The following is a 1,577-nucleotide window of genomic DNA, read 5'->3' as shown; positions in this document are numbered from 1 at the left end:
TTTAATTTATTTTTATTTAACCTATTTAGTGGATGCCCTACATACTTTGGTACCCTCATAAGATATATATTATTAAAATCAATCATTAAAGATTTAGGTAATAATGTCTATATTGGACGATGGTGTATAATAAAAAACATTAACAATCTGACTATTGGTAATAATGTTAGTATTCATGATATGTGTTATATAGATGCTCTAGGCGGTATAAAAATCGGTAATAATGTATCTATAGCTCACCAATGTAGCCTAATATCTTTTGAACATAACTATAATGATGAGCAAACAATACCGATAAAATATCAGAGAATTATAAAAAAAAATATAATATTACATGATAATATTTGGATTGGGTGTGGTAGCCGTATTTTAGCTGGCACAATTATTCCTCAAAAAACAGTTATTGCAGCTAACACTGTAACTAAAGGTGAATTAAAACAAGGAGTAAATGCAGGAAGCCCAGCAAGAAAAATCAAGGATATACTATGAAGTTATTATTTCTACATGATCATTATATATATGTTGATAAAAATAATAATGCTTTTTCCCCAGGTAAACTCTCCAGTGAATCTTTTTCTCGTTATCTAAATCATTTTGATAGTGTTACAGTTCTAACGAGAAGTAAATGTATTGATGAAGATCTATCTAATTCTTTAAATTTTAATCAAATAAATACTGATAATATTAATTATATTCCTTTTGATAATCAATCAAATATTAAAAATAGATTTTTTAAGCGACAACTTTACAAGAAAAAATTAAAAAAAATAATTAATCAATATGATGCTATTATAGTTAGGCTTCCCAGTGAAATTGGCTTCTTGGCAGCAGAAATATGTATTTCACTACATAAGCCTTATGTATCTGAGGTTGTTGCTTGCCCAGTTGATGCTATGGATGGTTTTGATAATTTAAAATCTTACCTATATAAGCCAATTATAAAAAGAAACATGGAAAAATATGTCTATAATTCTATAGGTAGTCTATATGTTACTCGTTTTTTTTTACAGAGAAAATATCCAACTAAAGGATTCCAGTGCAGTGCATCAAATGTAGAAATTGAGAAGGTTTCTTTTATAAAAAGAGATATAAGCAATAAATTGAAAATAAACATTACATTAATAGGTAACCTTGATAGTCCTCATAAAGGTTATAATATTTTATATAAAGCATTAAGTTTATTAGATGATAAACTTATAGATAAATCACTAATAATTTATTTAGTTGGACCTGGTAATAAATATAAAATCATTCCTTCATATAAAAATATTATGATTAAGTATACAGGTTCACTGAATAAAAAAGAGGTATTTAAACTGTTATATAATACTGATATCTATATCCAACCCAGTAACCAAGAAGGATTGCCTAGAGCAACAATAGAAGCAATGAGTTTATCTATACCATGTATCACCAGCAATGCGGGAGGATTACCAGAATTAACTCACGAAAAGTGCATACATAATACTAATGATTATAAAGCTCTTGCAGAAAAAATACTATTTTTAATAAATAATCATGATTTTTATAAAGAGCTTTCTTCAATTAATGCCAATAAATCTGAAAATTATTTAAAC

At 26.7% G+C, this 1,577-nt stretch carries 2 protein-coding genes; both read left to right on the top strand.

Features of this window, described 5'->3' with window-relative positions; translation table 11 throughout:
* On the top strand, positions 1-489 hold a 489-nt coding region (locus AACU98_RS16735), incomplete at its 5' end, for an acyltransferase (RefSeq protein WP_161734648.1).
* Positions 486-1,577 (top strand): glycosyltransferase (locus AACU98_RS16730; RefSeq protein ID WP_161734645.1); only part of this gene is annotated, 1,092 nt, incomplete at its 3' end. The genes AACU98_RS16735 and AACU98_RS16730, both read left to right, overlap by 4 nt.

The organism is Proteus sp. G4380, assembly GCF_963885725.1.
GTDB lineage: Bacteria > Pseudomonadota > Gammaproteobacteria > Enterobacterales > Enterobacteriaceae > Proteus > Proteus mirabilis.
This window is presented reverse-complemented; position numbering and strand designations above follow the sequence as displayed.